23 protein-coding genes are annotated in these 25,165 nt (G+C 39.6%); 3 read left to right on the top strand and 20 right to left on the bottom strand.

Annotation, left to right across the window (positions count from 1 at the left end; translation table 11 throughout):
* Positions 1–43 precede the first annotated feature (43 nt).
* From E4F24_RS05510 to E4F24_RS05490, 5 genes are all read right to left on the bottom strand, one after another.
* Entirely contained in the window at positions 44–1,609 is a 1,566-nt protein-coding gene (locus tag E4F24_RS05510; protein ID WP_140937670.1) for an FMN-binding glutamate synthase family protein, read from the bottom strand.
* Positions 1,610–1,745: 136 nt separating this feature from the next.
* Positions 1,746–2,507, bottom strand: a complete 762-nt coding sequence (locus E4F24_RS05505) for a Rossmann-like and DUF2520 domain-containing protein (RefSeq protein WP_140937669.1) — start codon at positions 2,505–2,507, stop codon at positions 1,746–1,748.
* Positions 2,507–5,011 (bottom strand): heme lyase CcmF/NrfE family subunit, encoded by a 2,505-nt coding sequence (locus E4F24_RS05500; RefSeq protein ID WP_140937668.1) that lies wholly within the window; start codon positions 5,009–5,011, stop codon positions 2,507–2,509. The genes E4F24_RS05505 and E4F24_RS05500 overlap by 1 nt, the downstream gene beginning before the upstream one ends.
* Positions 5,012–5,046: 35 nt before the next feature.
* Positions 5,047–5,457 carry a cytochrome c maturation protein CcmE domain-containing protein gene (locus tag E4F24_RS05495; protein WP_140937667.1) on the bottom strand — a complete coding sequence of 137 codons (411 nt, stop codon included), beginning with the start codon at positions 5,455–5,457 and terminating at the stop codon, positions 5,047–5,049.
* A 921-nt stretch (positions 5,458–6,378) separates the two neighbouring features.
* A complete protein-coding gene (locus E4F24_RS05490; RefSeq protein WP_140937666.1) occupies positions 6,379–7,608 on the bottom strand; it encodes a dicarboxylate/amino acid:cation symporter in 1,230 nt (409 codons plus the stop codon).
* A 65-nt stretch (positions 7,609–7,673) separates the two neighbouring features.
* Between E4F24_RS05490 and mnmD the strand changes: the two genes are divergently transcribed.
* Positions 7,674–8,342: a tRNA (5-methylaminomethyl-2-thiouridine)(34)-methyltransferase MnmC2 gene (mnmD, locus tag E4F24_RS05485; protein ID WP_140937665.1), complete on the top strand. Its 669-nt coding sequence runs from the start codon at positions 7,674–7,676 to the stop codon at positions 8,340–8,342.
* 33 nt (positions 8,343–8,375) lie between these two features.
* Here mnmD and E4F24_RS05480 read toward each other — a convergent pair whose 3' ends face one another.
* The 5 genes from E4F24_RS05480 to E4F24_RS05460 form a co-directional block, all read right to left on the bottom strand.
* Positions 8,376–8,879 carry an FKBP-type peptidyl-prolyl cis-trans isomerase gene (locus E4F24_RS05480; RefSeq protein WP_140937664.1) on the bottom strand — a complete coding sequence of 168 codons (504 nt, stop codon included), beginning with the start codon at positions 8,877–8,879 and terminating at the stop codon, positions 8,376–8,378.
* Between the two features lie 5 nt (positions 8,880–8,884).
* Positions 8,885–10,909, bottom strand: coding sequence for a thioredoxin domain-containing protein (locus E4F24_RS05475; protein ID WP_140937663.1), 2,025 nt, complete (start codon positions 10,907–10,909; stop codon positions 8,885–8,887).
* Between the two features lie 143 nt (positions 10,910–11,052).
* Positions 11,053–11,553, bottom strand: coding sequence for a SixA phosphatase family protein (locus E4F24_RS05470; RefSeq protein ID WP_235891157.1), 501 nt, complete (start codon positions 11,551–11,553; stop codon positions 11,053–11,055).
* An 85-nt stretch (positions 11,554–11,638) separates the two neighbouring features.
* The gene (locus E4F24_RS05465; RefSeq protein WP_181182382.1) at positions 11,639–12,313 is read right to left on the bottom strand and encodes a LytR/AlgR family response regulator transcription factor; all 675 of its coding nucleotides are present in this window, start codon (positions 12,311–12,313) and stop codon (positions 11,639–11,641) included.
* A 36-nt stretch (positions 12,314–12,349) separates the two neighbouring features.
* Entirely contained in the window at positions 12,350–13,780 is a 1,431-nt protein-coding gene (locus E4F24_RS05460) for a sensor histidine kinase (protein ID WP_140937662.1), read from the bottom strand.
* Positions 13,781–14,341: 561 nt separating this feature from the next.
* Here E4F24_RS05460 and E4F24_RS13745 point away from each other — a divergent pair.
* Together E4F24_RS13745 and E4F24_RS05455 are read left to right on the top strand one after the other, a co-directional pair.
* The gene (locus E4F24_RS13745; protein WP_181182381.1) at positions 14,342–14,515 is read left to right on the top strand and encodes a hypothetical protein; all 174 of its coding nucleotides are present in this window, start codon (positions 14,342–14,344) and stop codon (positions 14,513–14,515) included.
* 118 nt (positions 14,516–14,633) lie between these two features.
* Positions 14,634–15,830: an ATP-binding protein gene (locus E4F24_RS05455; protein WP_140937661.1), complete on the top strand. Its 1,197-nt coding sequence runs from the start codon at positions 14,634–14,636 to the stop codon at positions 15,828–15,830.
* A gap of 76 nt (positions 15,831–15,906) precedes the next feature.
* Here E4F24_RS05455 and E4F24_RS05450 read toward each other — a convergent pair whose 3' ends face one another.
* The 10 genes from E4F24_RS05450 to E4F24_RS05405 form a co-directional block, all read right to left on the bottom strand.
* Positions 15,907–16,767: an alpha-1,2-fucosyltransferase gene (locus tag E4F24_RS05450; protein WP_140937660.1), complete on the bottom strand. Its 861-nt coding sequence runs from the start codon at positions 16,765–16,767 to the stop codon at positions 15,907–15,909.
* Positions 16,768–16,840: 73 nt separating this feature from the next.
* Positions 16,841–17,902, bottom strand: a complete 1,062-nt coding sequence (locus E4F24_RS05445; protein ID WP_140937659.1) for a glycosyltransferase family 2 protein — start codon at positions 17,900–17,902, stop codon at positions 16,841–16,843.
* Positions 17,903–17,923: 21 nt separating this feature from the next.
* The gene (locus E4F24_RS05440; RefSeq protein WP_140937658.1) at positions 17,924–19,093 is read right to left on the bottom strand and encodes a glycosyltransferase family 4 protein; all 1,170 of its coding nucleotides are present in this window, start codon (positions 19,091–19,093) and stop codon (positions 17,924–17,926) included.
* A gap of 86 nt (positions 19,094–19,179) precedes the next feature.
* Positions 19,180–19,998, bottom strand: coding sequence for a glycosyltransferase family 2 protein (locus E4F24_RS05435; RefSeq protein ID WP_140937657.1), 819 nt, complete (start codon positions 19,996–19,998; stop codon positions 19,180–19,182).
* A 3-nt stretch (positions 19,999–20,001) separates the two neighbouring features.
* Complete coding sequence (locus E4F24_RS05430) at positions 20,002–20,817, bottom strand: glycosyltransferase family 2 protein (protein ID WP_140937656.1); 816 nt, start codon at positions 20,815–20,817, stop codon at positions 20,002–20,004.
* Positions 20,818–20,838: 21 nt separating this feature from the next.
* A complete protein-coding gene (locus E4F24_RS05425; RefSeq protein ID WP_140937655.1) occupies positions 20,839–22,080 on the bottom strand; it encodes a glycosyltransferase in 1,242 nt (413 codons plus the stop codon).
* Between the two features lie 58 nt (positions 22,081–22,138).
* Positions 22,139–23,158 carry a glycosyltransferase family 9 protein gene (locus tag E4F24_RS05420; protein WP_140937654.1) on the bottom strand — a complete coding sequence of 340 codons (1,020 nt, stop codon included), beginning with the start codon at positions 23,156–23,158 and terminating at the stop codon, positions 22,139–22,141.
* A gap of 8 nt (positions 23,159–23,166) precedes the next feature.
* A complete protein-coding gene (locus tag E4F24_RS05415) occupies positions 23,167–23,772 on the bottom strand; it encodes a DUF4254 domain-containing protein (RefSeq protein ID WP_140937653.1) in 606 nt (201 codons plus the stop codon).
* Positions 23,773–23,797: 25 nt separating this feature from the next.
* Positions 23,798–24,487: a response regulator transcription factor gene (locus tag E4F24_RS05410; RefSeq protein ID WP_140937652.1), complete on the bottom strand. Its 690-nt coding sequence runs from the start codon at positions 24,485–24,487 to the stop codon at positions 23,798–23,800.
* Positions 24,488–24,510: 23 nt separating this feature from the next.
* On the bottom strand, positions 24,511–24,966 hold the full coding sequence (locus E4F24_RS05405) for a sensor histidine kinase (RefSeq protein ID WP_181182380.1): 456 nt from the start codon (positions 24,964–24,966) through the stop codon (positions 24,511–24,513).
* Between the last annotated feature and the right edge of the window lie 199 nt (positions 24,967–25,165).

Here is a 25,165-nt window from a genome sequence, read left to right as displayed (position 1 = left end):
TTGTGTGTCTCGGTATTGATCGAGATACACAATTTTTCCAATCTTAGTCTAAGAAGTCTAAGAACTCCTCTTTTGCAAAGCTGTTTTCCTTTTTATTCAACCGCCCGGTTTCTTTAAAATAAATGTCCTGAAAACTTAGTGTCTGTATGCTATCCACTTTTCTGAAAAATTTGTCGGCGGTTACATCATCCAACGTTCGGAATCCGCAAGCTTCCATAATTTCTACAGTAGCACGTAAAGTATTCCGATGAAATTGGGCAACACGTACATATTTATCTTCTACGTCGAGCCCCTTATACAAATGAGGTTGCTGTGTAGCTACTCCAACCGGGCAGACATCTTCGTTGCATTTCAATGCTTGGATACACCCCAAGGCAAACATCATTCCCCTTGCACTATAGCAGGCATCTGCACCTAAGGCAATCACTTTTAATAAATCGAATCCGGTAACAATACGACTCGAAGCTATAATCTTGATGTGTTTCTTGAGCCCGTATTTAATGAGCGTTGTGGTAACGAATGTCAGTGCATCGTATAACGGCATACCGAGGTTGTCTGTAAACTCCAATGGAGCAGCCCCGGTGCCACCTTCTGATCCATCTATGGAGATGAAATCCGGAAATATTTGAGTGGTCTGCATGGCCCTGCATATTTCCATAAATTCCTGCTTATCACCAATACAGATCTTAAAGCCTACAGGTTTGCCATTTGAGAGATCCCGCAGTTGGTGGATGAATTCCATCATCTCTATGGGATTGCGGAATGCACTGTGTGCGGGAGGTGACATAACATCGGTGCCCGGTACTACGTGACGTATAGCAGCCACTTCGGGCGTATTTTTCGCTGCAGGTAAGATACCGCCATGTCCGGGTTTAGCCCCTTGAGAGATTTTGAGTTCAATCATTTTAACGTACGGACGATTCGCTTTTTCGGCGAACAAATCAGGATCGAAGTGTCCTGTTTCATTTCGACATCCAAAATAGCCTGTTCCTATTTGCCAAATTAAATCGCCTCCGCTGATGTGGTAATTACTTATCCCTCCTTCACCTGTGTTGTGCGCAAAGTTTTGCAATGCAGCACCTTTGTTTAATGCAGTGATTGCCGTTTTGCTCAGTGCCCCGTAGCTCATGGCCGAAATATTAAACACGCTCAGACTGTAAGGTTGGCTGCATGATGTATTACCCACAGTAGTACGTAAGTCGTGACTTTCAATGTGGCACGGGAAAATCGAATGTGCGACCCATTCATTTCCGACAGCCTGTGGATCGGTTTGCATACCAAACGCAACTGTTTCGCGCTCATTCTTCGATCGCTGATACACGATCGAGCGTTGTCTGCGATTGAACGGCCTGCCATCAGTATCTGATTCCCAAAAGTACTGCCTTAATTCCGGGCGGATAGATTCGAAAAAATACCGGAAATAGCCAACCAAAGGAAAGTTCCTAAGGATCGCATGGTTTGTTTGGAAGCTATTGTAAAATGCAATTATCATCAGCGGAAAAGGAACGCTAAGCAACCAAAACCATTGCGGCGTAAAGATAATTCCAAAAGAAATGATGATAAGATTGATTAAGAGAACCGTGATAAGAATTAATTTTCTAACTGCCATAGTTTGTGATCAAGTTATATGTGATTCAAACGTCTACTTCTAATGTTTGTTTTATTCTTCGGCAAAATTAGTAAGTAATTTGTGCTTTAATATGTCGGTCTTAATTTTTATCTTTTTTGTATATAAAGCTCGCTTTCTATCTTGTTTTTATAATTAAAGCGGTCAAATTTTGATAGATTTGAGTAAGAGACTCATCTTGACTTAATAATTTTAAATGACTATTTATTGTTTGTATGTCATTTCTTATCGCCGGACCTGTTTGTACCTCTTTCGGCTCCTGATATTGCACTTTGTTTGCTGTTTCAAGTATGATCGGCCGCACCAATTCAACATCTAAATTCTGCTGCCTTAATAGATCGAAGGCAACCTGATACAAGACATTAGAAAAGTTGTTGACAAAGACAGCTGCGATATGTAGGGTAATTCTTTGTTGGCTATCGCAAAGGAATGATTTATGTGAAAGCTGTTGCCCTACCGCCAACAACGTTTGTTCAACCTCAGATGTATTTCCTTCAATGGCAAACGGAATGGTGGATAAGTCTGTTTCTACATCTTTGGAAAGACTTTGTGGGGGGTAGATGACTCCACTTTTTTCAAAACGATTTAATACCGTCAGTGGGGTAGCTCCTGAGGTATGAACAACGATGCCCTTTAGTCGCCTGGGAAGTTGATCCGTGACCGTCTTAATTGCTTGATCTGAGACCGCGATAATATACAGATCAGCACTATGGCTGATTTGGGAAAGATCAGGTATGCTTTCGGCCGAAACGACTTCAGCCAATGCAGATGCATTGGCTGAAGTTTTACTGTATACCTGCGTAATGTAGTGCCCTAGTGTTTGGAATGCTTTAGCGTAGTGTGTCGCTATATTTCCGGTTCCAAGTATGACGATGTTCATTACGATTCAATTTTGTCTTCTGATTTTCTGTCCTTTATACGTTTATATATCGCCATGATAAAACCAATCGTCATGATGATGGTACCACACCAAAAGAAATTAATATACGGGAACTTAATTGCTTTAAATACGATCCATTTCTTTTCGGGTAATGGTTTTTGATAGACCATGATTTCTAATTTATCCTGATCCGGACGGATATTCGTAAAGCGGAACCGAAGTCCTTGTTCTTCGACATCTTTATTAAAATCGTACGCATTACCCTCTTTTAATAAAAACACAGGTTCCACATTATATTCTTTCTGATCTCCGGACACTACCTTGATTTTTAAGCCGACCAAAATGTCTTTCGGGTCCAAAGGAATATTCTGTAATTTAGCGTCTTTATTGATGCCCTCGATAATGAATATCCCGTTGCGGTAGCGTAGGGTGTCTCCAATATTTACCTGATAGGTTGCCGGTTCATCATAGTCTTCGAACCCCGTTTTTTCACTGTCCTGCATATTTGTAGCAGGTAATTGAGAATCTGCCGATGCCGCGGTGATTAAGGTATAGATATCATGGGTTACGTAGTGCTTGGTGGCAGGTGTGCCGATTAGACCTCCCATATCCGGATTGTTTTGCGCAAAAGGACTTAGGATGAACGACTCTAACACTTTGCCGCTTTCCTCGTCAATTTTTTCATATTTGATGTGATAATACACGTTCGGAGCAGCAGCGCTATCGCCTAAATAGGTAATTTTATAATCTCCCATTTGTACAGGTTCACCTTCGGTTAGAAATAAATTTTCACCAGGGTCGGTAAATTTATCACCGTCCTTGCCAAAATTTTGTACGCCGATATACCGGCTTTCATTGACGGAAATCACGTCATTGGTGGCGGCCGCAACTAATGCACCTAATACCAACAAGGCAAATCCAATATGCGATACAGCTGAACCTGCTAATCGCCATTTTCCCTTCAGCGCATCACCCAGTACACGGATATTTGCCAAAATACAGAAAAGGGAGGTGAAGGTAATCAATACGTACATGACGTTAGTGTATACCTTGGTAAAATATACCACCACGGCAGCCAGGATAAGGGCTACGATAAATGAAGCGATAAGCGCCGGCCAAAATTTATTGGGATCTGATCGTTTATATTTTAAGAACTGCGTGAACGCCGTGAGCAATAAGATAACGACCACAAAAGCGCCTTGCCATCTGTTATAATGTATGATCGGATCAACCGGAGGCGCTACTTTGGTACCGAATAGCGTATTAAACACCGGTATTGAAGTGGTTGCAATCATCTGAACGCAGGCGACAGTCAACACCAATGCGCCAATGAATAACCAGAATTCTCTCGAATAAATGTCTTCTTCTTTCTTTGTGCTCGGGAGTTCCTTTCTTCTCCAGACTAATAATACGATGGTGATTGCCAGAAAGGTGAAATTGAAGAAAATCAACTGCCCCGACATTCCCAGGCTGGTAAAAGAGTGTACCGAAGTTTCGCCTAATATACCGCTACGCGTTAGGAACGACGCATAGATAACCAACACAAAGCTTACTAATGCAAGCAATGTGGCTGTGAAGTAGGCATGTCCGGAATGTTTGTAGGCTAGCATAACATGGACAGCGGCAATCAAGGTGAGCCAAGGAATGATGGATACATTTTCTACCGGATCCCAAGCCCAAAAGCCACCAAAATTAAGCGCTTCATACGCCCAGAATGATCCCATAATAATGCCCGCTCCTAAGATCATAACGGCGAATAAAGCCCATGGCATACTGGCATTAATCCATTCCTTATACCTTCTTTGCCATAGCCCCGCAGCTGCATAAGCAAAGGGTACAATCATAGAGGCAAATCCAAGGAACAGGGTAGGTGGGTGGATGACCATCCAATAATTTTGCAACAATGCATTCAGGCCGCTACCATCGGCTATCATCGATAAATAATTCGGATTACTAAAGATAGGCGCATGTAGCGCGTCTCGCAACAGGATGAACGGAGAACTGCCGATGCGGGATCCGAATACTTCTACACCAATCAGCATGCAGGCCAAGAACGTCTGGCAGAGCATCACGAAGGTCATCACCGGAGCTTCCCAGCTTCGCGACTTGAATACAAGGATACTCCCCAATACGACCTGCCAAAACATCCACAGCCAAAAACTACCTTCTTGTCCTTCCCAGAATGAAGAAATGATGTAATGTGTCGGGAGCGATCGCGAAGAATGTGCCCACGCGTAATGGTATTCAAATAAGTGATTATAGATGATATAGAATAAGGTTGAGCCGATAACAAGAATGGAAAGCGTATTCAGCCAAAAGCCAATTCGGCCGAGAGTTTTCCATGACTTATCTGCGATGAACTCACCAGCTTGGTTTTTCGCCGAGTTTTGGGCTGCAAAAAAGTAGCTTATCAGAGAAAATAAAGATGCACCAAAAGAAAGGATAACAAAAAACTGCCCTATTTTTCCAGGAAGTAGGTTTTCACCAATGTAGTTAACGTCCATTATTTAAATCAAAAGTCAAAAATATTCAAAAGATCCTACTTAGTCAGGTAAGCAGTAGTTGTTTCGACTACTTCTACTTCGTCTTGATTATATTTAGAAGGACATTTCATTAATATTTTCGTGGCATGAAATACATCCCCTTCCATTTTTCCTGTAAGTACGATCTGTTCGGAGCGTTCGATATCCTGTGGTTTTGCTCCATTAAATACCACGCGGCATTCTATACTGTCATTGTCATACATGTAAAAAGAAAAAAGGTTTGCATCTTTTACGGGATCGTAAATTAAATCCTTTTCCTTATTTAACACGCCGGTAACGTATAACTCCGTTTTCTTTTCCTTCGCTTCTGTAAACGTAGAATAGGTACTCGAATCGGTGTAAATCACCAAAATCATCGCAATAGCCACTGCTATGATCACAATAAGAATGATTGAACTTTTTTTCATAATGAATATTCACTAAACCAGTTACAAAATTACAAAAAGGGAATTGAAAGAAGGAATTAAACAAATTACGCCTTCTATTTAGAAATATTCTAAACTAAATAGGGTTTTGCTTAACCTCTTGTTTAGTAGTGTTTTGTGAGGTGCGTGGTGATATGAGCCAGCAGCGTCTCATTGTGCATCAGTAATATTACAAGGTAAGGGGAGGGTTTTTATAGTTTGTTGGTTTTTAAAGAAGGTATTTTTTAAATCAATTTCTTTGTCGCTCAAGCCGCGACTGGCTCATCCTTTTTTTCCTAAAAAAGGATGCAAAACCTGCCTGCCGGCAGGCAGGAAATCGTCGCTTGAACCTTTTGGCTGTACGGATAGTGCTTCCCAGTGCTATTGCCAAAAGCTTCACAGGCGACATTTGTCGGGCATGTAAGGATAGAGCTTCCTCCTGCTATTGGCAAATGGCTACTGCGTAAGCAGGCATCAGGGCCGAGTGCGGGGATTAGGGGCTGATGCAACTCCAGCGACATTTTTCGAATATGAAAGGATAGTGCATTCTGTTATGAGTGTTAGGTGTTCGGCAGACTCAAAAAGACGGCCTTAGCGGATTTGGACGTGCAGACAGCAGATGATGCGTTGCAGAAGCTTACAATTAGCACTCAGCCAAGCAGATCTCAGCCCTTGCCGTGGGACAGAGCGGTGGCGGCCTAAGAGCTGCGCACTGCATCATCGCGTAGCCGGAACGACAAATACGGTACAGCCTTGATTTCCTGCCGGCAGGCAGGCAGGTTTTGCTTCGTTTTTTTATCAAGAAAAAAATGAAGGCCCTGTCGTGGCAACGACGGAAAGGTAATGCGAGGGGCAAAACTGACTAAATAATAGGTTCTATTATCACAATCAAATTGTAAACCTTTAACAATGAAGCACCGAGCATCACCCCTCTTTAACCTCTTCAAACCGTTCGCCTGAAAATCGAGTAACAAGCATTGCTGCAACAGTGTCTCCCGTGGTATTAAGGACTGTAGCGAGTGGATCTACTAAAGCACCAATAATCATAATAGCCGGTATCGCTTCATTTGGAATGCCATAGACAGAGATCATGAGCATTTCGCCGATGAAACCGCCATTTGGAATTCCCCCTGCCACCATACTCACCAGAATGGTGATTCCGACAGCGGTGATGAGCGTGGTGGGTTCGAAGAAGTTCCAATCCAGTATAGAAAAAGCAACATAGATTTTCAGTATAGAAGAAATGGAAGATCCATTTTTATAGAGGGTATTGCCCAACGGAATAACGACATTCGCCACGCTTGCGGGTATGCCTAATTTTTTCGCGGCATCCAAATTTGCCGGGAGGGTAGCTAGACTGCTACACGTACTCAATGCGGTCAAAGATGGGGTAATGTTATATTTCCAATATGCGGTAACACCTTTTTTTTGCTGTGCTACAAAAGCATATATGGAATAGAATGTAAAGAAAAATACGACTCCAAAAATATAGTAGAAAGCCAATGGTTTAGCGTAGAATCCGAACAATTCGGGGCCTAAGGTATGTACTTGGTAGGCAAAGTATGCTCCCAGACCAATAGGTCCAAATTTCATAATTAGTGTTAAGAGTGATTTCATCACCTCATTTCCGGCATTCAGGAATTTGATGAACAGCGCACCATCTGCGCCAGTCTTTCGGGCCGCGGTACCCACTAAAAAGGAGAATATCACGAAAGCCAATATATTCTGGCGCGACAGTAGATTCGCAAATTCCCCGACAGTTAAGAAACGAACTATTTTATCACCCCAGGTGTCGTCTGCATTGGTTGCCAAACTTTCAATTGCAGCAGATGTATCTTTAGCAGCCGTAACCGGAAAAATCCACAGACCTATTATCGTAGCAATAGCAGCAATAACGATCGTAACGACAAATACGACAGACATTATTCCCAAAATCCGTCCCAATTTATTGGTGCTTACTATATTGGCAACGGCAGAAGAAATGGCGAAAAATAGTAGTGGAATAACAGCCACGAAAAGTAGGTTTAAAAATATATCCCCCAGCGGTTTAATAAACGAAACAACTTGAGGTAGTAGTAAGCCGATAACACTACCGACTATTATTCCGATCAATAGTTGGATAATATTGCTGTAGTTTTTGAGTATTTCCTGCATCAGAGTTATGTCTAACGCTAAAATAGCCTTTTTTGTATTAGATTTGACGAATAAATTTTTGTTTTATGGATTTTGTAACAACTGGAGATGGGTCAAAAACACTGTATCATGCTGAAATAGGCGAACACTATCATTCCAAACATGGTGCACACCAAGAAAGCATACATGTTTTTTTGAAATCGGGGCTACAGTTTTTTTTGGAAAAGGAACATATAAAAGAAGCATCTATCTTGGAAGTGGGATTTGGTACAGGACTCAATTTTCTGCTTACAGCCGACTATTGCATGAAAAATAATGTGAAATTAAATTACTGTGGTATAGAGGCGTTCCCATTGCCAATAGAAACAATATCACAAACCGATTACGATCAATATATTTCTGCCGATCTGTGGAATAATTTTATCCCGGCCTATGAAAATGCCTTGATAGGGTCAACAAGATTAGCTGAGCAGATAGATTTACAGATTGCACATGCCGATGTATTGGATTTTGAGGATGAAGGTGGCACATTCGATGTCATTTACTTCGATGCGTTTGCGGCAATACATCAACCCGAAATGTGGTCGGATGAGACGTTGGCTCATGTGTGTAAGTTCTTGAAACCCGGTGGTGTATTTGTAACGTATGCCATTACGGGAAACTTAAAGCGGAGCATGAAAGCCTTAGGTTTTGCGATCGAAAAGGCACCTGGAGCTCCCGGCAAAAGAGAGATGTTGAGGGCTATAAAACAATAAAATCCGCTAATAAGCGGATTTTATTGTTTTTAATTATTCGTGATCAGCATGACCATCAGCACCATGCGCGTGGCCATGGGATAGTTCTTCTTCAGTAGCCGGACGAACAGCTAAAATCTCGATATCGAAATTTAAGTTTTTGCCAGCCATAGGGTGATTTAAATCAGCTACTACTGCTTCAGGAGTTACTTCAACCACTACCGCGCGGAATTGATTTCCTTGATTATCTTGAAGTGGTAATACTTCTCCTACCGGAGGAAGACCTGTTTCATTGAACATGTCAGCAGGTAATTGTGCGATAGCTTTATCATCTCTTTCACCGTACGCATCAACTGCGGCCAATTCGAATGAAGATTTATCCCCTTCATTTAATCCGGCTATTTTCTCTTCAAATTTAGGTAACATCATACCTACACCATATAAAAATGTTAACGGGTTTTCAGTGGTTGTTTGCTCTACAAAAGTTTTTTCTCCATTTCCCTCTACGGTGTGAAGAATGTAATTCAACGTTATTACGTTGTTGTTTTCTACTGCCATTGGACTTAATTTGTGGGATTATTTTCCCTGTTATTATTTATTAATTCTATAATATGAGCAATCGACGACTGAGGAAGACTGCATGTTTTATTCCGACAAAGGTAGGCTTTTGGCTCCACACCTTGTCTATTTTTTAACAATGGAAGTGTACTTTTTATTCCTCCTAATATTATTTTATTTGGGATATAGGAATTATCCAGCTCTTTGCGCCAGGTCAGTGCGGGCTCTCCGGTGAGTGCAATTTCATTTGTCCCGAAATGATGCTCCAACAATTGGATCGCCCAATTGGAGTAGGCCGATCCATAGCTTTTGATGTGTGGAAAGACATTTGCAAATACCTGATCTGCAACAGCGGTGTAATTTTCATTGTCGAATAACAGTCCCAATTTATACAGCTGGCGTACCAAAGTAGACGTTGAAGCCGGAATCACGTTGTCCATAATTTCGCTTTTACGGGCGATCAGCTGTTCGGCATCTGATCCCGTATAGTAGAACGTTTTATTATCCTTGTCATAAAAAAAGGAAATAGCCATATCGGCGAGAGCCTTACTTTCGAGCAGCCAATGCTCATCGAATGTGGCTTCGTATAGTGCAATGTAGGCTTCGATCGTAAAAGCATAGTCATCGAGAAAACCGCTTATTTTGCGATTGTGATCGGCGGGCTGATGAAGCAATACATCGTTCTCCATGCAGTTGTCCCTAATAAAGTAGCCAATACCTAAAGCAAGGCTAAGATATCGGTCTTCATCAAATACGCGGTAGGCATCGGCTAGCCCTTTTAAGAGAAGCGCATTCCAGGTAGTCAGCTGTTTGTTGTCCAATCCCGGTCTTATCCGGTTTGCACGATAGGATAGGAGTTTATTTTTAATCTCTTTTAAATAGTGCTCCCATTCTTCCGGCGTAAACCCAGCTTCGGTAATGAAAATTTGGTCTGCAATGTTTACCAGAGGAATGTTGGTGTTTTCTTCCACCCAGTTGCCGTTTTTAACGATATTAAAATACGAACGGAAAAGATCAGCGTCTTCCCCTAAGATGTCAAATTCGGAATAATCAAAGGTATAGAACTTACCTTCTACACCTTCGCTGTCAGCGTCTAAAGCACTATAAAATCCGCCATTTGGTGCCAGCATTTCCCGTTCGGCCCAGGTAACCGTTTCTTCTACTACCCGCTTATATAGGGGGGTTGGTTTTTGTTGATACGCTTCACTATACAGGCTGATCAGCTGTCCGTTGTCATATAGCATTTTTTCAAAATGAGGCACATGCCACTGTTCATCGACAGAATAACGTGCAAATCCGCCTCCGATTTGATCGTAAATTCCGCCATTCGCTATTTTTTCCAATGTAAAATGTACATGTTCTAACACGGTATCATCTTTAGCAAGCACCGCGTAACGGAGGAGGAATAGCCAATTGTTGGGTAACGGAAATTTAGGAGACCTTTGATAACCACCATCTTTGAAATCAAACTGCTCTTTCCAGGGCAGTACGACCGATTTAATGTCCAACAGGGAGTATTGTTCCGGAATCGGAAGAATAGGGAGCTGTTCGGCCTTATGGATCCCTGCTGTCAATCGTTGTGCATAGTCCAGTGCAACTTCGGGTGTTTCTTCCCACATTTTTGCGATCTGCAGCAGTACATTCTGCCAGTCCTGCGGTCTGAAATAGGTGCCGCCATATATGGGTCTACCATCGGGCAGACAGATACAGTTTAATGGCCAGCCTCCGGCATTCGTCATTAACTGGACAGCTATCATATAAATTTGGTCGATATCCGGACGCTCTTCACGATCAATTTTTATTGGTACGAAAAATTTATTCATGGTTTGTGCAATAGCCTCATTTTCGAAGCTTTCCCGTTCCATCACATGGCACCAATGGCAGGCCGAGTAACCGATGCTCACCAAGATCAGTTTGTTTTCTTTTTTTGCCTTTGCCAATGCCTCCGCTCCCCACGGCATCCAATCTACCGGATTGTGCGCATGCTGTTTAAGATAGGGGGAGGTCTCGTTCTGTAGTTTATTTGCCATAAAGATTTAAAGGTACGAAAATTAAGAACGATGAAGATGCTCGTAGCCGATTTTACATCCTTCCGTTGTCAATTCGGACATGATCCGGCGGATTACTAAATGATTAACACTGATTATTTGATATAGTTTACCCTAATATTCTTCTATTTTCCGGTTAAAACAGTTTTTAAGTTACCGGTCCCTCCCGATACAGAAGCGAAATCAATACCCCTTTCCAGTTCTATAATGGCCACATTAGCTGTCAGGAGGTCAATGCCCCTGTCGCACAGATAGTTCGTTAAGTCAGACAAACCGGGGTTGTGTCCAAAAATCCAAACCGATTCGTAGGGTTCGGGTACATTATTGATAACCTGCAATATGTCCAGGTAATATGCTTCATAAATATTGATGTCCGTTTGGATCTTTTCTAAGGGATATCCTAAAATAGTACTGAATATTTCAGCAGTCTGTATCGCGCGATTCGCCGGAGATGAAATCACCAACGTTTTCTCCGTGATCGTTACACCGGAAGACAATTCTGTCGCGATTCTGTGGGCGCGTTCTATTCCTTTGCCGGTTAAATCACGATTAAAATCTCTTTTAGAAAAGGAATGCTCTTCTGCCTTTGCATGGCGTACAATATAGAGTGATTTTGTTTCCATCATTAAACTTAGGTAAAATGCGTTGCATTCACAAGTAGCATACGGTGAGCTCACGAACTCCTTTGAAGGATGCACGGGAGGGCATAGCTTAACGTAGCGATGTTTTCAGGTTATCCATATAGGCTGCTCCTATTGGAATATGATGTTGGTCAATAGTGACTTGATGGCGCTCTATTTTTTGGATATGCGTGCGATTTAAGATGAAGGAACGGTGTGTCTGAATAAACAAGGATTCCGGCAACAGGTCGATCGTCTCTTTGAGTGTGGCACGTGTCAGTATTTCCTTCTCGTGCAGCACATATTTCAAGTAGTTGCCGGTAGCTTCGATATAGCGTATTTCTTCAAACAATATCTTTATGGTATCATATCCGTCTTTGATAAAGATGTGGGAAGGAACAGTGTTTTTGTTCTGTAGGATTTCTTGCGCTTTGTTACAGGATTTTAGAAATCTCGCAAAGGTGAAAGGTTTGAGCAGATAGTCTATGGCTTCTAGTTCAAATCCGGTAACTGCATGTTCGGAATAGGCGGTCGCGAATACCAGTAAAGGTTTGCGAACGAGGCTATTGTATAGATCAATGCCCGAAATATCGGGCATCTTAATATCCAAAAATAGTAGGTCTATTTGATTCTTATTTAGATAGTCTATGGCATCAAAAGCATTGACAAACGTCGCTTCGAGTTGCAGGAACGGTACTTTTGCGGCATGCATCCTAACGATGTCCAGGGCTATGGGTTCGTCATCTATGGCTATGGCTTTGATCATCTATATTCGGTGTAGTGCTAATATAATGTTTTTTATTTATACTTCAGGATCTATATCTGTTAATTTCAAAGTCAGAAAGACAAAATATTCCGTGTTCGTTGTTTCAATATGCAATTGGTAAAGGTCTTTGTAAAGTAAAGTAAGCCTGTGTTCTACATTTTCTAAACCTATGCCCGATTTGTTCCGCTCGGGATCTGATTCGGTATGGGCATGGATACTGTTGTACACATTTAATTTCAGGGTATCTTCTTCCTTGTGAAGCTGTATCCGTATCCAAGATGGCTTGTTAAGACTGATGCCATGCTTAAAGGCATTTTCAATAAAGGGAATCAGTAACATGGGTGCGATACGTTGATCTCCCAGGTATTCATCCTCCGGTAAGTCGACCGTTATCTGAATAGAGGGAAGATTAGCTATACGAAGTTTTTGCAGTTCGATATATTCTTTGAGATAGGCTATTTCACGGACGAGCAGAATACGGTCTTGTTGGTTTTCGTGCAGCATAAATCGCATCATGTCACTGAGTTTTTGAATTCCTGAAGATGTTCGTTCTGCATTTTCTTGTAAAGCTATACCATATAGCGTATTCATGGCATTGAATAGAAAATGCGGATTGATCTGGGATTGAAGTAGTTTCAGGTCAGCCGAAGTTTTTCCCAGTTCCTTTTTTAAGCCAACTATTTGCGTTTGCTGCTTGCGACTGCGGTAATAGAAGATATAAATGACAGGAGTGAGTATAGTACCTAAAAGAAAGCAGAACAATATATTAAAACCATTGAAAGAAATAAATTTATTAAAACTGTGAAGTAGTCTAAGTGTTATTTCCATCAAGCTGGAGAATAGTGCAATGCAGATGAGGTTTAGGAGGATCGATAGTATGATATGGATCGTTTTGGGTGTTTTATTTTGGTCTAGATAAGGCAATAAGAAGTGATAATGTACCGCAAATAAAGTATAGCAAAAAGGAATGGTAAAGCCAGTTAGTGCAGCTATAGATGTATTGACCAGGGAAATGGGTATAAGGATAGCAATTCCTATTACCAAGGATATCAAAAGCTCTTTGCCGACCTTTGCCTGGATCGAATGACGGTTGCTAACTGTTTTCAAGGCCTTGATAGTCGTTTTTACAGCAGTATACACCAATAGGGCCAGGGTAACCATACCGCTCAGCGCAAAAGGCGGAATTATCTGATGAGGAGGTAACGGTGACCAGTTCTGTAAAGCAAAATGACAAAATGCTTCGAGAAGGAAAGTAATGACTATCAAAATAGACCATGTGTACATCTTTTGCTTCAAAAAGAGATTGGGGTATATGTATAGTACATAAAAGCTTACGGTAGTGTATACGGTAAATAGATGAAGCTGTCCGACGGCTTGTTTGCCACTATCGATATCATGTGCTATCGTGATTAATAAAAACAAATAGATGCTACTGACGATTAAGAATTCTATCCAACGGGTTTTCATATTATACTAGTTTTAGTTATGTATTTTTCTTCTGCAAGATTAAATAGAATATGCTTTTATCCAAATAAAATGTGACAAACAGGTCTTTTGTTGTGATGAACACGGTGTATCCGATAAAAGAGTCGCATTACGGGCTACTGAGCGATATCTAGGAGAGTATAATCAATTTAGTCATTGGCCGTGAAAAATGAAAGGCCTTTAGCCGGAGAGACTGAAGACCTTTACTAACCAATTATAAACCTGAACAAAGGTAGTGTATTTTATACACTTAGTGTAATTAAATTTGATTTTTTTTGTTATTGATATTTTTGGTGTGTTGAAATATTGATTTCAGTTAAATTAAAATAACATGCGACCATTTTTGGTGCATCAAGTGTAAAGAAGGGAGACGCAAGTTTCATTCGGAGGGGTAGGGACTAACTTCGCCCTTTGTTCGGACGTTGTTCGGATGGTTTTCGCCCGGTACCTTACCCCTGCCTTACCTTTGTCTTAGGGCTGCCTTACCTTTTCGTGGATAGCCCTAAGATACGACTAAGGTAACATTAAGGCAGCGCTAATATAATGGGCGAAGATGGTCGCCTATTGGTCAGGAGAAAAGCAGAAGGAAACCAGTTTAGTCTGGTCGTAAAGATGATGGAATACGGAGATGTTACTGGTGCGATGATGTTTTACGAAATAATATTTCAGTGCAGCATGCCCCAATTCGCTGCCCGATCAGCATTTTTCAGGAAATAAGTGAGGGTAAAATGCCGGCTTCATTTCTAGTCTTGTTTATTATGGTGAACTATTTAACTAATTTTTTGTTTACTACAATAAACAATTTTTGTTAATTTTGTTTATTGTAGTAAACAAAATGGAAGATCTAATAGAATTATTTCAGCGAAAACTGAGACATGTCAATGTTGATTTCCCCCGCAGTCTAATGGAAGAAGTCAATTGGAATGCGAGGTTAATCGGTATAAAAGGAGCTCGGGGCATCGGCAAAACAACCTTGCTCCTGCAACATATCAAGCTGCACTTGTCTGATCGATTAGACGAAGTGTTGTATGTAAGTTTGGATACGATATGGTTCAACACCAATTCATTAGTGGGGCTGGTTAAAGAATTCGAACAAAAGGGAGGGAAATACATATTCCTGGATGAAGTACACAAATATGATGGCTGGGCGCAGGAATTGAAAAATATATACGATGACTATCCTGAACTGAAAATCGTTTTTACGGGGTCGTCCTTATTAGAAATCTTAAATGCACGGGCAGATCTTAGCAGACGGGCTGTGATCTATAATATGCAAGGGTTTTCATTTAGGGAATATCTGGCTATCGAAACAGGTGTTCGATTTGAACGGATAACCTTAGACGATTTATTGGCTCAACATACAGACAAAGCCAGGGAAGTAAATGAGCGGATCAAGCCTTTCCAGCATTTTTCAAACTATCTTCAACACGGCTATTATCCCTACTATAAAGAAGAGCCCGATCTTTATTTTATGCGTTTAGGAGAGGTATTAAATATGATGCTGGAGATTGAATTGCCTCTATTACGGCAGATAGGCCTCGCTTATGTGGCTAAAATTAAACAGCTGTTAACGATTATTGCGGAATCCGTACCCTTCATCCCTAACGTAAGTAAAATAAGTGAAAGGATAGGGATTAACCGAAGTACGTTGTTGTCCTATCTGCACTATCTGGATGAAATAGATTTAACCACTAATCTTTTCAAATACGGAGAAGGAATCAGTCTGTTGCAAAAGCCATCGAAAATTTATCTCGAAAACACGAATCTTATTTATTTGCTGGCAAAGGAAAATGCGAATCGCGGAAATCTGCGTGAAACGTTTTTTGCTAACCAAGTTGGGTATGCGTACGACCTTAGCTATGCCGAACAGGGAGATTTTACCGTGGACAATCAATATACCTTTGAAATCGGTGGTAAAGATAAAACAGAAAAACAGATTAAAGGAGTTGATAAGGCATATATCGTTTCAGACGACATCACGCACGGTTTTCATCATAAGATCCCGTTATGGCTCTTTGGTTTTTTGTACTAATAGAGCTGATGCCTGAATAGATAATCGATGGACAGCGGACACACCGAAAGAAAGAAGAAAAGGGGGGTAGCTCCATTCAAAATGTTATAAATGAAGGTAAGATCATTCCGCTTGTATCTAAGGTTGGATCATTTATCCATTTTTTAGGAGAAACTACTATTTTAGATGGGTTTTGATTTAACCAAGCAGCCCACCAGCTAAAACTGCTGTTTGCGATAATGTTATGATTACATAGACTCATCAGTTGCATATCCCGAAAACTATCTTTTCCGGTATTCCAATCGATAAAAATTGCATTAAGATCTTTAAACTCTTCTTTACACCATATAATATCATTTGAGAAGATCACGAATAGCGGGTTTTCGAAGCGTTGAAGCATATATTTTATGCCTTTATGATAATACTCTTGATCGCAAATGCCCCCTAATGCTGAGTGGCCTATGTAGTCACCACGTCGTATATGCATTGCTATTGTATTAGCATGATTCTGGATAGTGGATTGTGCTATTATATTTTGATTTTCAGTTATAGGAGGAAATTGTAATGTCTGTCGCAATTCTTTCTCCACTAAATTTAGGTATGAAATATGTTGCCAGTATCCCTGTAGATAAGCCTTTTTTGGACTGTAGATGAAATCTCGGTGAAAATGAAATTCGGGATGCTCATAAGTATATGCTTTTCTAGTTCGACTAAATCTACGCAGCGCGCGCCATACTAACTTTCGGTTTGTAGGTAAATGTAAATTCCGTTCAAAAGCAGAGGCTTGTTCAATTTGAATATTGAAAACGTTCTGAAGCTCAAAACCATTATGTAAAGAATAATGGTTGAAATCTGAAAGGTCAGCTTTAACTAAATGACCTTGCTTTTTCAATGCTAATAGGAAAGAATATTGAAATAATTGATTTCCTAGGCCACCTAAAAAATGGACAATTTTCATTTATATGTTTATTGTTTTATTATTTACAATGAGTTTGCAAGTTTATATTCCCTCGTGTAATGAAAATGACACCTTAAACGCGAGGGGGGCACATACTAATCTTGTTGATGTACAAGATTTCTTTTAATGATTTTTTAAATGTTTTACGAAATTGCCGTGGTGTTATTTTACTCCAGTCAAATAGGGGCGGCTTAAAAAGCATTAAAAAAGCAGTTTTATCACCTTTATTCATGATTACATTAAACCAACGGTCAAATAAAACTTTTTCAAAGGAATGGATTTCAAAGAAATTGTTTTTACGATTTGTGTACAGCAAATCTTTATATAGCTTGAAGTAATCTTTTAACATATATTTGTTTTGAAAAGATTGTAATGAGACCATTTCACAATGTGCCAAATCATTAGCAATTCCTAGTCGTTTAAGTTGATCGGCTTTCATATCCAGAACTGCCTGTTGTAAAAGTGGAAGTTGGGTTGTCGAGATATTGTCTCCATGTACTCTATATTCTACTAGATATTCTGTTAGGTTATCTACCTCATATTTATCGGAAATCCGAATAAACAGCTCATAGTCTTCCGCGGTAGAGTAGTTGTGATAACCCCCAAATTCTTTGAAAACAGAAGTCCGCATCATTACAGATGAATGCACAAATGGATTTTCAAAAAAAATAGTTGACTTCACTAATTCAGCCCCCGTTGCATTGGTGATTTTCCTGCCGGTACGGTTTCCATCTTTATTGATAACATAAGCTTGGCTTCCTAAGACAGCTAAATCAGGTCGCTGTAAGAAAGTTTCATACTGCTTTTCCAGCCTGTTGTTTAATGCGATGTCATCACTATCCAAAATTGCTATAAAATCACCTTTAGCTTCTGTCAGCGCAATATTTCGGGTGTAGACTAAACCTTTGTTAACTTTATTTTGAATAAGTCTTATCCTTGCATCTGAAAATGATTTGATGATATGTAATGTGTTGTCTGTAGAGCCATCGTCTACAATTAACAATTCAAAATTTTGAAAACTTTGACAGCGTATACTTTCTATCGCTTCATAAATATACCTGCCAGCATTGTATGCGGGCATAAACACCGTAATAATTGGTCTGTTTTTAAGGTTCTCTGTAATATTATTTGTCATGTTGTGTACATAACACTTTCATTATTTGGATAATAAAAGTGATCTATAACTTGATTCAAATTTTTCTTCACTGAATTCCTCACGAATCAGCATTTGTCCTTTTATAGACATCGCAGAAAGTTGTTTAGGGTGTTGGATGGCATATTCTAGTTTTTCAATGAATTGATCTTTGATGAGATCAGTGTTTTGAGAGTTTTCTATAATGAAGCCAGTCTCAGTCTTTTCATTGATATAGTCAGAGACTATCCCAACATCTGTACTTAATGGAACTGCGCCGTAAGCTAATCCTTCTAAAATCACCATTGGAAAACCTTCAAGTGCGGAGGTGATGGCAACAAAATGTGCTGTAGCATAATAGGAATTCAATAGATTACTGTTTGTAATGCGTCCAGTAATAGTAACATTGCTTCTGACCTCGTCCTGATAACATTCGAAATCACCAATCATGATAAACTCGATCGGCAGGCTTCGCTTATAACATTCCTGCGTTATCTCGATAAAAAGCTCGGGACGTTTTTCCGAACTGTTGCGAGCTACAAATAAAACTTTTAGTGGCGAAATAAAGTCTTTGAATATTACTTCTTGGGGGGGGGAGACTTTGTTGTGTATTACCTTAACTTGGTCTGATACCGAACAGTCTATGCTGTTCTCTTTGTAGAATTTTGCTATTTGATTAAAATGCTTCCTGCCTAAAACAACCCTATTGTCTAATAGATGAGCATAAGGCAATGAGTATTGTTCAAAAGAGTTAGGTATATTGCCTAAGTAGCTATGCATCAGGTCGATTTTCTTTACGTTTTCGTTGAGTAAAGGGATAATGTCATAGAAAAAGTGATTTCCACAGCCAAATACAATAGCATTTGGTTTATTATTCATTATTTTGGCTACTTTTTTGACCATTATCTGCCGGAAAGATTTTTTCCATCCCCAGCGTTCAAGGTTTATTACATTAGCATGTTTTTCAAATTCATCCTTCATGTCTTCATTGGATGAATAGTAGGTTATGAGACAGGTTGGGTTGAGATGAGAAAATGTTTTCATAATTTCTGCATGTACACGTTCGCCTCCGCCAGTCTGAAGATATGGAAAAATAAATAAAATATTGGAATCAATCCTTTTAATCTCTTTTATAATATTTGGGTAATGGAAAAGTGATGTGAGGGTTAAATGCCATTTTTTTAATCTATTCATAATAATTGATACTCTATTCTTGGTAAAACGATGTGTTTCAGTGGTATGCTACTCAGGAAAGCACAAAAAATATTCCAAACTTTCTTTCAACTTGAAAAAGACTTTATGATTCCGAAGTCTGTCCATACCGAGGAGTTTCGTTTTGTTTCTTTTCGGATGCGGTAGTTTCTTTGCCAGTCTATATCGTTTACATAAGAACGGGAGTGATCTAAGTGAATACATATAGCTTTGTATCTAATTTGAATACCCGTTATATTTTTATTAACCAATCTTTCTCCAAGTTCGCGATCTTCACCGCCATATTTCATTCTTTCATCAAATCCGTTTACAGATAAAATATCTTCTTTCCAACCGGAAGTATTGTGTCCATTCCAGGTCGGGCTGGTCGGGGTAATCGTATTTAGAATATATAATAGTCTTTTACTGTTCGATAGCTTACTATTTTTAAATGATTTTTTTAATCCATTCTTTTTAAGCCATTTAATATCAAAACAATCTTGTTTTTGAATAACTTCTATTGAAATCTCATTTGAAGTATCCATTTGAAGTTTAAAATAACCGCCAGAGAGAAAATGACCTTTTTTTCTGTTTTTTAAATGAGCCTGAACAAAATCCTTCCTTGGTATGCAATCTCCGTCTGTAAAAATTAGATAAGGTGTTGCTGATGCCTGAATCGCTTTGTTTAATATTTCACACTTCCTAAAACCATCATCATGATGCCAAATGTGAATCAATGATTTGAAAGAAGAACGATATTTTTCAATAAGCATTTTAGTTTCCTCGTTTGAGCCGTCATCAGCGATCAGGATTTCAAAATTCGTAATAGTTTGACATAAGTAGCCTATAAGAACTTTTTCAAGCCAAATGGGGGAATTATAGGTGCTTATAATGATTGATGCTACCATTTGCTATTTTAGGTACTTATCAATCCCGTTAGGGATTGTTGTAATTTGTTTGTTGACCGTTTGCTCATAGATGCGGTCATTAATTGTCTCCTGCTCCCGAGAAGCAAATGGATGCCAAATGTGATAAACAATTCCGGCAAATTTAATAAACTTCTTTTTTAATCCAATGTTCGCCATTCTGGCCACAAGTTCTCTATCCTCACTGCCCCAGCCAGTCATATTCTCATTGTAGCCATTTACACGGATAATATCTTCTTTCCAAAAAGCCATATTACAACCTCTGGTGAAATCTCTATATTTTCCCGTGGTTTTATAGCGCGTAGAGAGAAAGTTTGTTAAAAAGGGAAGTCTGAGTCCGTTAAAAAAATTACGACTGTTTTTCCGGATCACTGTAAAAGAAGGAAGCTCATGAGATAGCAATAGATTTTCAGAGAAAAGTTGGCTTAGATTTACACGACTTCCCGTGACGAAAGTTTCAGGAGAGGCTAATGCAATATGATCTTCGATGAAATGTGGATTTAAGATTACATCGCCATCGATTTGTATGATATAAGGATTTTTAGCTTTCGCGATTGCTTTGTTGCGAATTTGAGAAAGTTGGAAGCCAATGTCTTCATGCCAGATATGTTGTATAGACATATCGGTTTTAGTTTGAAAATCAAGGATTAAATTTCTTGTAGCCTCTGTTGATCCGTCATCCGCCACAATAATCTCATCGGGTAAGACACTTTGTTTCATCACACTTTGAAAACAAAGATCAAGCGCTTCAGGCCAATTGTATGTTGAAATTAAAAGCGATGTTTTAACAGGTTCTTTCATAGAATGACAACAAAGATAATATTAATTGGATGGAGTTGATTCGATTAATTTTTTTAATTTATCCATAATTGTGTTCCAGTCGTAATGTTCTTTGACATAGTTTTTGGCTTTCATTGCGACCATATCCGGATCTTCTATCCCGTAAAGCATATCGTCTAGTTTCTTAAGAAAATCGGACTTTGAAATATAATATTGACAAGCATAGTCACTTTTTATACAATGCTGTTTCATAACTTCACATTTGCCATTCACTAGAGACGGTTTTCCTAATTGCATAGCCTCTAAAAGAAGTAACGATAAACTTTCCTTCTCCGACGGATTGATAATAAGTTTAGCACTGTTAATTAGAGCTGTTTTTTCTGCTTCAGTGACAAAATCGGTATAAATGATGTCGGGATGCACTTTATTTTTCATAAATAACCTGCCAGTTAAAACAAGTTTAACATCGGTGTTTTTGTGTTGTTTGTACAAGAGAAACCAATCGATCAGATTGCCCATTTTTTCAGGAGCTATCCGGCCAAAATATAATACGTAGTTTTCCGGTAAATTAAACTTTTTGTAGATACTTTCTTTCGAAACCGGTTCGGCAATCTCCACTCCTACGGCTAAAATGCTATTGGAAGACATGGATTTTCCAAATACATTTTTACATAGGTCTTTTTCCTCTTTGGTGTTAAACGCTATATGACCAATATTAGTGAATAAATGTGTCTGTAGTGACCTGAATAGATCGCCTTCATCGTGAGCGGTAGGAATTAAGATGCATTTATTTGGAAACATTTCACCTATAAAGAAGGTGTTTGGATATGGATACGAAAAAAGAATAATGCGCTTGTAATCATTGACATTTTCTTTTACAAAATTTAGTAATTCTGAAGAATAATAACCATGTGCTTCTAATACTTTTTTTTCTTCATCTATGCTTAAACGCCATTTTGGAACAAGGTCGGCTATGGGTCTTAAGATCCCGGTTCTATACAGCATCCTTCTGGTCTTTCTCCCTAATTTACTTTTCTTCGCGATTTTATCATGAAATGCTTTATCGTAGGGTTCAGATTTAAATCTTCTTACATTTACACCATTTAGTATTTCTAAACCTTCTTGGTAATATGGTTGAAAAGTTCTGTTGTTAATCGTCGTTGATGTTAATACATCAACCTCGTAATAGGGAGTTAATCTCTCGGCAAGCATTCTACAATGTATTTCCGCTCCGCCATTAACTTCACTACCATACTGACAAACTACAAAGCATATTTTTTCCATATAATGTACAAACTAAAAGCTATTATTAAAAGTATAACGTTAAGGACAAGTCCGTGTGCTACAATCCGACTACTTTATTTATTCTCTCAACCACCATTTCTACCGTTACCAAGTCAATGGCTTCCACACCATCGCAGTCGCAGGGTTTGTTGCCGTATACGGAGCTTGGGCGTGCCGGGTGTGCTACCTGTACACAATCTTCCAGAGATTGTCCATAACCCAAAAATCCGGCAAACGGGTGTGTCGCTCCCCAGATAGATACACATCTCGTGCCAACTAACGAGGCTATATGCATACCCGAGCTATCCATACTTACCATCAAATCTAAATTGGCAATAATATCCAGTTCCTCTGTAAGTGAATACTGACCAATGGTATTCACGACTTGCTTATATTCATTTGACCAATTGGCACAGATCTCTTTTTCTGCTGCGCCGCCACCGAATAAAAAAACGGTATAATTCTTTTCCGAAAGCTGCCGGATCAGATCTTCCATTTTGGCTAATGGAAACACTTTGTAAGGATGTTGCGCAAATGGAGCTATCCCGATTGTCTTGATACCTGATGCAAAAACAGCAGCATATTCTTCGGGAGCTTCACGATTGATGCGGGGCAATTCATGGTCTAATTTCAGGCTGTAACCCAGCTGTCTAAACACATCAGCATAACGCTCCGTGGTCGGTTTTAATTGACGTTTTATTTTGTTGTGCGGTCGTGTCAGCGATTTTTTTTCTGCGCGGCCCTTGTAGAGCGTACATAGATTATTTCCTTTAAGTCTGAATAATGTACCTAGGACTTTAGATCTAATATTGTTATGTAGATCTGCTACATAATCGGGCTTGTGTACTTTCAGCTCTCTAAATAATCTAAACAGACCGCTTAAACCTTTATGTTTCCCCTTGGGGTCTATAGGATGAAAAATTAGTCTGGGGATATGTTCGAAAAATGCAGCAAATAATTTTCTGGAGACCAGCACTATTTCCGTATCTCCATGCTGTTTTTGAAATTCTGTAAGTACGGAAGCAACCATAGCCACATCACCCATTGCCGAAAAACGAATAACTATAATTCGCTTCATATTAGATATTATTTTTGGACACCGTATAAGACAGGGTTTAACGAAGGGTCGTTGTACATCTTCATCTGTTTGTAAACCTTCATATATTTCTGACCGGAGGCAATATCTTCTAATAGTTCATCAATACTTTTTGACAAATCTGTACGTTGCTCTAAAAGGATATTCAACTTCTGGCGGCAGTTATCGATATGATCGAGAGAGGCATCCGGGCGTAAGGTCTCCTGTTGCATGTGATAGATTTTTAAGGCTAAGATCGACAGGCGGTCTATTGCCCAGGCCGGACTTTCAGAGTTGATCCGGGCATCGGCCGATGGCGTTACATCGGCAAATTTTTGCAGGTAATAGCTATCAATATATTCGACCGTATCTGTGCGCACCTGATTTTGTTTATCAATACGTCTTTTCCAGTATAATCCTTCTTTGGGATCGATATCCGGATTACGTACCACGTCTTCCATGTGCCATTGTGCGGTATCAATCCAACATTTCAAATACAAAAGGTGCTCCAATGTAGCCGAATCGTAGGGGTTCTCCATCACCGTATCGATATTATCATGAATGTGATAAGCATCAATAGCGCGCTGGAATATGGTATTTGCAGTTGCACTAATCATGATGCAAACATAGATAAAGTTGGTTTTATATACAAGTCTGCGAAGAGGTTGTATCCAGTAAATAACCTCTTCCGTACACGCTTTTGATTCGGGGGGAGGGGTGTTTATTTAATATTTGTCTTAGCCGAAGTATGGATCCGTCCAGGAGGTTATTCTTGTCGGGATGGTCATCCAGCCATATTTGCTTAAGTAATAGCGATCGCATTACGACCTGGTTTTTCCGCGCCAATAGAAATTCAAATACCCGGGCATCTTTTTCTCTTACATAGAATTGCTTGCCATTCAGTTCAATACGTTGCTCATGTATGCAGATTGTCGTGTTCCCAATTTGAAATTGTTGAATGTTACTCGGCAGCGAGAGCAGGTTCTTGATTAGTGCCAATAAAGCCTGAGGCATGACAGGTTTTTGCATAAAATTGAGCGCTCCCAAAGAATAGCCCTTTATTTGGCTGTCGGGATCAAACTCTGTTCCCGTCATTAAGATGATAGGGGTAATAAGATCTTTGTCACGGATCTCTGCAATAACGTCAAATCCACTTTTGTTGGGTAAAATAATGTCGAGGATAATCAGATCCGGTTTTTGATCTCTATAATGCAATAATCCTTCTTCTCCGGATATCGTATGGGAGACAATCAATCCGTTATCTTCGAAATAATCTTTCAAAGGGATGGCTAGCCCCGGGTCGTCCTCTATAAGTAGAATTTTATTACGCATTGTTTTTTACAGGAAAAAAAAGTTTAAGGGAAATATACGATAAATTCACTACCCATGCCAAATTTACTTTTTACTTTTATTTCACCGCCGTGTGCTTCGACAAGTGCTTTTACATAGGTCAGCCCTAGCCCTAAGCCCACCCTTCGTTGTATTTCCTTGTCATTACTTCGGTAGAATGTTGTGAAGATATGAGGTAGGTCGCTGTCTAAAATCCCTAAGCCATCATCCTTTACAGTTATCTTCAGTTTATCCTGAGCGTCCGTTACGGTGATTTCAATATGTACCCTTTCATTCGAATACTTAATGGCATTTTCGATCAGGTTGTCGATAATATTAGCGAAGTGCAGCAAATCTGCGTAAATAGTAGTTTGCTTGGTGCGCAGGGAAAGATCAAGTTTTACGAGATTATCTTTTGCAGTTCGATATTTTTCAACGACTGAACTAAAAAGGTCTTGAAGGTTGAGGTGTACACACTGCAACGGAATAGTCTCTGCACTATTGTTGCTCAGTTTCTGGACGTATTGGATATACGTAAGCAGTTTCTCTAACTCTGTAAATCGTCAGCAAAAAGTGGACACACTATTATAAAAACTTAAGGAGAGTTTTCAAGAAAAACAATTAGATTTAGATATGGAAACTCCAAAGAAAAAGAGTACTGAAAAATTTGTAAAAGACATC

The sequence above is a fragment of the Sphingobacterium lumbrici genome (assembly GCF_006476045.1).
Classification (GTDB): domain Bacteria; phylum Bacteroidota; class Bacteroidia; order Sphingobacteriales; family Sphingobacteriaceae; genus Sphingobacterium; species Sphingobacterium lumbrici.
Note: the sequence above shows the minus strand (reverse complement) of the source record. Positions and strands in the feature narration are given on the sequence as shown.

Coding starts and splice junctions, on each gene's coding strand:
- E4F24_RS05510 (WP_140937670.1), bottom strand. CDS start 1,609: ATGGCAGTTAGAAAATTAATTCTTATCACGGTTCTCTTAATCAATCTT.
- E4F24_RS05505 (WP_140937669.1), bottom strand. CDS start 2,507: ATGAACATCGTCATACTTGGAACCGGAAATATAGCGACACACTACGCT.
- E4F24_RS05500 (WP_140937668.1), bottom strand. CDS start 5,011: ATGGACGTTAACTACATTGGTGAAAACCTACTTCCTGGAAAAATAGGG.
- E4F24_RS05495 (WP_140937667.1), bottom strand. CDS start 5,457: ATGAAAAAAAGTTCAATCATTCTTATTGTGATCATAGCAGTGGCTATT.
- E4F24_RS05490 (WP_140937666.1), bottom strand. CDS start 7,608: ATGCAGGAAATACTCAAAAACTACAGCAATATTATCCAACTATTGATC.
- mnmD (WP_140937665.1), top strand. CDS start 7,674: ATGGATTTTGTAACAACTGGAGATGGGTCAAAAACACTGTATCATGCT.
- E4F24_RS05480 (WP_140937664.1), bottom strand. CDS start 8,879: ATGGCAGTAGAAAACAACAACGTAATAACGTTGAATTACATTCTTCAC.
- E4F24_RS05475 (WP_140937663.1), bottom strand. CDS start 10,909: ATGGCAAATAAACTACAGAACGAGACCTCCCCCTATCTTAAACAGCAT.
- E4F24_RS05470 (WP_235891157.1), bottom strand. CDS start 11,553: ATGATGGAAACAAAATCACTCTATATTGTACGCCATGCAAAGGCAGAA.
- E4F24_RS05465 (WP_181182382.1), bottom strand. CDS start 12,313: ATGATCAAAGCCATAGCCATAGATGACGAACCCATAGCCCTGGACATC.
- E4F24_RS05460 (WP_140937662.1), bottom strand. CDS start 13,780: ATGAAAACCCGTTGGATAGAATTCTTAATCGTCAGTAGCATCTATTTG.
- E4F24_RS13745 (WP_181182381.1), top strand. CDS start 14,342: ATGGGCGAAGATGGTCGCCTATTGGTCAGGAGAAAAGCAGAAGGAAAC.
- E4F24_RS05455 (WP_140937661.1), top strand. CDS start 14,634: ATGGAAGATCTAATAGAATTATTTCAGCGAAAACTGAGACATGTCAAT.
- E4F24_RS05450 (WP_140937660.1), bottom strand. CDS start 16,767: ATGAAAATTGTCCATTTTTTAGGTGGCCTAGGAAATCAATTATTTCAA.
- E4F24_RS05445 (WP_140937659.1), bottom strand. CDS start 17,902: ATGACAAATAATATTACAGAGAACCTTAAAAACAGACCAATTATTACG.
- E4F24_RS05440 (WP_140937658.1), bottom strand. CDS start 19,093: ATGAATAGATTAAAAAAATGGCATTTAACCCTCACATCACTTTTCCAT.
- E4F24_RS05435 (WP_140937657.1), bottom strand. CDS start 19,998: ATGGTAGCATCAATCATTATAAGCACCTATAATTCCCCCATTTGGCTT.
- E4F24_RS05430 (WP_140937656.1), bottom strand. CDS start 20,817: ATGAAAGAACCTGTTAAAACATCGCTTTTAATTTCAACATACAATTGG.
- E4F24_RS05425 (WP_140937655.1), bottom strand. CDS start 22,080: ATGGAAAAAATATGCTTTGTAGTTTGTCAGTATGGTAGTGAAGTTAAT.
- E4F24_RS05420 (WP_140937654.1), bottom strand. CDS start 23,158: ATGAAGCGAATTATAGTTATTCGTTTTTCGGCAATGGGTGATGTGGCT.
- E4F24_RS05415 (WP_140937653.1), bottom strand. CDS start 23,772: ATGATTAGTGCAACTGCAAATACCATATTCCAGCGCGCTATTGATGCT.
- E4F24_RS05410 (WP_140937652.1), bottom strand. CDS start 24,487: ATGCGTAATAAAATTCTACTTATAGAGGACGACCCGGGGCTAGCCATC.